Source organism: Streptomyces africanus (genome assembly GCF_002150735.1).
In the GTDB taxonomy this organism is placed as follows: domain Bacteria; phylum Actinomycetota; class Actinomycetes; order Streptomycetales; family Streptomycetaceae; genus Streptomyces; species Streptomyces africanus.
Genome location: NZ_MUKA01000371.1, coordinates 1 through 5,137, shown reverse-complemented (window position 1 = coordinate 5,137; position 5,137 = coordinate 1). Strand labels below are relative to the sequence as shown.

Annotated in this window: 4 protein-coding genes and 1 pseudogene; 3 read left to right on the top strand and 2 right to left on the bottom strand. The window is 72.7% G+C overall.

Annotated features, from left to right (window positions below):
- Positions 1 to 651, top strand: a 651-nt coding sequence (locus CCL05_RS36305) for a DUF4328 domain-containing protein (protein ID WP_244204521.1), incomplete at its 5' end; no start/stop codon positions are given.
- A 7-nt stretch (positions 652 to 658) separates the two neighbouring features.
- Here the strand turns inward: CCL05_RS36305 and CCL05_RS36300 are convergent.
- Positions 659 to 1,537, bottom strand: a complete 879-nt coding sequence (locus tag CCL05_RS36300; protein WP_086564901.1) for a putative RNA methyltransferase — start codon at positions 1,535 to 1,537, stop codon at positions 659 to 661.
- A 192-nt stretch (positions 1,538 to 1,729) separates the two neighbouring features.
- On the bottom strand, positions 1,730 to 3,292 hold the full coding sequence (locus CCL05_RS36295; RefSeq protein ID WP_107400560.1) for a carbohydrate-binding protein: 1,563 nt from the start codon (positions 3,290 to 3,292) through the stop codon (positions 1,730 to 1,732).
- Positions 3,293 to 3,436: 144 nt separating this feature from the next.
- On the opposite strand from CCL05_RS36295, the pseudogene CCL05_RS36290 reads away from it, so the two are divergent.
- Both CCL05_RS36290 and CCL05_RS36285 read left to right on the top strand, forming a co-directional pair.
- Positions 3,437 to 4,272 (top strand): annotated as a pseudogene (locus tag CCL05_RS36290) (cytochrome c oxidase assembly protein); the annotation flags it as partial.
- A complete protein-coding gene (locus CCL05_RS36285) occupies positions 4,259 to 5,005 on the top strand; it encodes a class I SAM-dependent methyltransferase (RefSeq protein ID WP_086564899.1) in 747 nt (248 codons plus the stop codon). The pseudogene CCL05_RS36290 and the gene CCL05_RS36285, both read left to right, overlap by 14 nt.
- Positions 5,006 to 5,137: the final 132 nt, after the last annotated feature.

The following is a 5,137-nucleotide window of genomic DNA, read 5'->3' as shown; positions in this document are numbered from 1 at the left end:
GGCCCCGCCCTGCGCCCGGTCCGTAACGCGGCCCGCTGCGCCGTCACCGCCCTCGTCCTCGCCGCGCTGGCCTGGGCGGCCCGGGCGCTCTGGCACCTCCGGCTCTCCCTGGCCGGGCAGCCGGCCTCCGGCCCGCCGCACCAAGGTGACGGCGTACACCGCCCGCTGACCGCACTGGAGGACTCCTACCACCTGGTCAGCACCGTGGGCGGGGCCGTCACGGTGGTCTGCGCGCTCGCGTTCCTGTCCTGGCTGGACCGCGTGCGCGACAACGCCCGGGCCCTCTCGGGCGCGGAACCGCGGTACACGTATCCCTGGCTCTTCGCGGGCTGGATCGTCCCCGTGGTGAACCTGTGGATACCCCGGGGCATCGTCGCGGACGCCCACCGGTCCGTCTTCCCCGACCGGCCGCTGCCGGCCGTCGTGAACTGGTGGTGGGGGCTGTGGCTGCTCGGCCTGGCCGGCGGCGTGGGCCTCGTCCACGCCGACTCCACGGACGAGGTCATCGCCCGCGCCTACACCGACGTCCTGCCCCTGCTCGCCGCCGACATGGTGATCGTGGCGGCGGCCGGGGCCGCCGCCCTGATGATCCGCACGCTCACCACGGCCCAGCAGCAGCGCATGGACGAGACCGCACGGCCCGCCGCCTGACCGTCCCCTAACGTTCCCGAGGCCGGTACACGGATACCACGAACGAGGCGGTCACCCGCACCGGCACCGCCAACTCCGCTACCCGGCGCCGCAGTTCCGCGTCACCGACGTGATGTGCCGCCGGACTCATCGTCACCAGACCGGCGACGTCCCCGGCGGTGAGGCTCATGGTGTACTCCAGCGGCTCGGCCCGCTCGTGCCGGAAGCGGTCCGCCAACGTCCGGCGCAGGCGCTCCTCCTTCCTGGGGTCGACCTCCAGCAGCCCCACGGACCGGCGCAGTTCGCGCAGATGCCGGTCGCTGGGCGTGACGACGAGCAGGGCGCCGTCCGGCCGCAGGACGCGGTGGAACTCCGGCCCGTTGCGGGGCGCGAAGACGTTGAGCAGGAGGTGGGCGGAGCCGGACCGGACCGGCCACGGCTGCCAGACGTCCCACCCGGCGGCCTCACCGCGGGCGTGGGCCCGGGCCGCGGCGCGCAGGGCGTGGGCCGAACTGTCCAGCCCGAGCCCCATGGCCCCGGGCAGCGCGTCCAGGACGGACGCGAGGTAGTGCCCGGTGCCGGCCCCGGCGTCCAGTACGACGGCGTCGGGCGGGGCGAGTTCCGTGGCGAGCCTCGCGAGGGTACGGGCGAGCGGGTCGTAGTGCCCGGCCCGGAGGAACGCGCCGCGGCACCTGACCATGTCGGCGGAGTCGGCGCTCGCGGCCCGCCGGTGGCCGGTCAGGAGACTGACGTAGCCCTGGCGGGCGATGTCGAAGGTGTGCCGGCCCGCGCACCGCAGCGCGCCGTCGGCGCGCTCCAGGCCCGACGGGCACAGGGGGCAGGTCAGGACGGTCAGCAGCCGGTCGGACGGGCGGCGTCGGCCGGGTCCCGCAGGGGTGGTCGGCATGGATGCTCCTCGACAGCTCAGCGGGACAAGGCGTCTCGGCCGAGCTGGATGCAGGCGGTGAACGGGGAGTCGTCGGTGCCCGCGAGAACGGCGGGCACGCCGAGGACGGCGACGTGATCCGCTCACGTCGCCGTCCTCACCGCGGTGTCAGAGGAAGCAGTGCGCAATGCCGGTGCATGCCATACGGCCAGGCTACCGGCTGCCGCCGAACGTCACGACGAGCCGCCCGTCCGAGCCGAACGACCAGCGCAGGGCCCCGGCGTAGGAGGAGCAGCGGGAGCCGTTCGAGCCGGACCAGAACTGGTTGGAGCTGTCGGAGTTGCCGATGATCCGGTCGTTCGACCCGCTGTCGCACGAGGTGTTGTTCCGGAACACCGACGTGCTGCCCGAGTCGAAGTTGAAGTTGCGCTGCTCGTTGCCGATGCTCACGTTGTCCGAGATCTGCATCGCGCCGGTGTTGCTGTTGAAGGTGAAGCCGTGTTTGCCGTTCTGGTAGGCGATGCTGCGCCGGACGACGTGGTTGACGCCGATGTCGTCGCCGCCGAGCTTGTAGCCGTTGCGGTCGCCGTTGCCGGCCTGGGAGCCGTCGCTGAGGGTGCCGTTGTCGTAGGCGAGGGAGTCCTCGATGGTCACCGCGCCGATGGGGCCGGTGTCCGTCTTGGTGTAGAGGTCGTAGCCGTCGTCGATGTTGTTGTGGGAGACGGTGTAGCGGAAGACGTTGCCGGGGCCGACGGTGAGCTTCGGGGCGAAGCCGTCGGCGTCCTCGCCGTCGGAGTCGACGTTGTCGTGCGATTCCGCGCTCAGGATCAGGTTGTTCGACGGCCACTGGTCCTTGGGCGTGCTGGACAGCGCCCGCGAGAGCTGGAGCCCCGAGTCGCGGTTGAAGCGGGTCACCGTGCGCTCGATGACGTTGTTGCTGCCGCTGAGGAAGATGCCGTTGTCACCGGCCCGTTCGACGACGATGCCCTTGACGTGCCAGTACGACGCGTTGACGGCGAGACCGCGGTTGGCCGGGTCCTCGGTTTGGGCGGAGAAGTTCAGCACGGGGGTCTCGCCCGGGTAGGCGAACAGTTCCGTGCGGTCGCCGGAGGTGCCGTTCCTGCCCGCCGGGATGGTGACGGTCTGGGAGTAGCGGTAGGTGCCGCCGCGCAGGTAGATCGTCCCGCCCGCCGAGATGCGGCTGATCGCCGAGGTGAGGGTCGTCGGGCTGGACTCCGTACCGGCCGCGCTGTCCGTGCCGGTCGGTGACACGTACAGGACCGGGCCGGTGGGCTGCGGGTCGCTGCCGCTCGTCTCGACGTCGGCGTAGTCGATGTTGGGCAGGCCGGCGGAGGTGGTCGGGGCGAGCCGGACGGTGTTGCTGCCCGACCGCAGCGGCACGGTGAGCGTCTTGGTCGCCCAGGTGTTCCAGGCGCCGGTGCCCTCGAAGGACGCGGTGGTGGCCGTCGTGCCGTTGACCACGATGTTCGCGGCGCGTGCGGAGGTCGTGCCGTTGGCGAAGCGGACCTTCAGGGTCGCCGTGCCGGCGGTGGACGCGGTCACGGTGAACTGGGAGTAGCCGCCGGTTCCGTTGTCGCCGTTGCAGAACCCGCTGCCGGAGTATCCGGTCCAGTTCGATTCGATGGCGCCGGTGCAGACGGCCGGCGATGTCTCGGCCTCGTACCGGGTGGTCGCCGCCTGTGCCGTGTTCCCGGACAGCGCGACGAGGCTGCCGGCCAGGAGGCCGACGGACGCGATCACTGGTCTCAGGTGCATCGTTCGTCTCCAGGGTGAGATCGGACGCAAGGGACTGGCTGGGGTAAGCGCTTTCTGGGAACGTAAGAGTCTTGCCGTGGACGCGTCAATAGTCGTGTACATGATTCTCATTCATGTTGATGAACACGCTCTCGGTCACGTCCGGGTGTCGCCCGGGTCCGCGGCCGGGGCGGCTCCTGGCCCCTCGCGCGCCTCGCCGCGTTCGCCGTGCTCGGGCTGGGCGCGATCGTCGGGGCCACGATGTCCGGGCCGGCCGTCTACGACCATGAACTGTTCTGGCGGTGCGGCTCGCGGTCGAGGCGCTGCCGGAGGGCGGTGCGGGCCGGGTGCGGCGGGCCATGACCGGCCGAATGGTCAGCACCCTGACGTTCCCCCTCGTCAGCACGGTCCTGGTGTCGGCCACGGAACTGACCGTCTACTTCACGCCGTACTTCGCCACCGCACTGCGCGTCGGCCGGCTGCACGAGCTGATGTACCTGCACCTGCCGGCGGCCCGCTGCCTGTTCGTCCTGCCGGTGCTCACCCGCGAACAGGCCCTGCCCGCCTGGTGCACCCACCCCGTGCGGGCGGCCCTGGTCTTCCTGGACGGCATCGTCGACGCCCTCCCCGGCCTCGTGGTCATGACGCACGGCACCCTGATCGCGGGCGCCTGGTACCTGCACCACGCGCCGCCCTGGTCCCCCGACGTCCGCCACGACCAGCAGATCGGCGGCGGGGCCATGCTCGGCATCGCCGAACTGGCCGCGTTGCCCTTCCTGTTGGCGATCCTCGTCCAGTGGGCCCGCGCCGAGCGCGCCCAGTCGGCGGCACTGGACCGCCGGCTGGACGGCGAACTCGCCCCGGCGGCCCGGGAGTCCGAGGACGGACCGGCTCCCGGACTGGTGCGGCCCTGGTGGGAGACCGAGAAGAGCGAGGTGGCGGAAAGGGTGCGGCGCCAGGGGCACGGCGCCGGGCAGCCTGAACCGTATGGCGACCTATGACACCCTCGGCACGGCCTACGCCCGGACGCGGCGGCCCGACTCCCGGATCGCCGCGCGGATCCGTGCCGCGCTCGGCGACGGCATCACGAGCGTCCTGAACGTCGGCGCGGGCACCGGCTCGTACGAACCACCCGAAACGGTCCTCGCGGTCGAGCCCAGCCGGGTCATGCTCGGCCAGCGGCCACCGGGAGCCGCACCCGGCGTGCGGGCCGTCGCGGAACACCTGCCGCTGCCGGACGGCGCCGTCGACGCCGCCATGGCGCTGCTGACCGTCCACCACTGGTCCGATCCGGCGGCCGGGATCCGGGAGCTGCGCCGGGTGGCCCGCCGCCGTGTCGTCGTCCTGACCTGGGACCAGGACGTCTTCCGGGAACGGTTCTGGCTGGTACGGGAGTACCTCCCCGAGGCGGCCGCGTTCGACGACACCCGTGCCGTCCCCGCCGCCCGGCTGGCCGGTCTGCTCGGCGGCGCACGGCAGGAGACGGTCCCCGTCCCCCACGACTGCACGGACGGGTTCGCCGCCGCGTACTGGCGCCGTCCCCACGCCTACCTCGACCCGCGGCTGCGGGCGGGGATCTCCCTGTTCGCCCAGACCGGCGAGGACGTCGTCGCCCCCGGCCTGGCCCGGCTCGCGGACGACCTGACGAGCGGCCGATGGCACAGCCGACATGCCGGGCTGCTCGCGCTCGACGCCGTCGACATGGGCTACCGGCTGCTGGTGGCCGACCTCTGATCCGTGTCCGGCTCGGTCGCCGACGGGACCGGCCGGGCCGGGGTCGGTACGGCCGACGGGATGCGGGGCGCGGCCGTCGGGCGGATGGCATCGCCCGGGGCGTCCGTGCGGGGGCGGGTCGTGGCCGGGGCC

Coding starts and splice junctions, on each gene's coding strand:
- CCL05_RS36300 (WP_086564901.1), bottom strand. CDS start 1,537: ATGCCGACCACCCCTGCGGGACCCGGCCGACGCCGCCCGTCCGACCGG.
- CCL05_RS36295 (WP_107400560.1), bottom strand. CDS start 3,292: ATGCACCTGAGACCAGTGATCGCGTCCGTCGGCCTCCTGGCCGGCAGC.
- CCL05_RS36285 (WP_086564899.1), top strand. CDS start 4,259: ATGGCGACCTATGACACCCTCGGCACGGCCTACGCCCGGACGCGGCGG.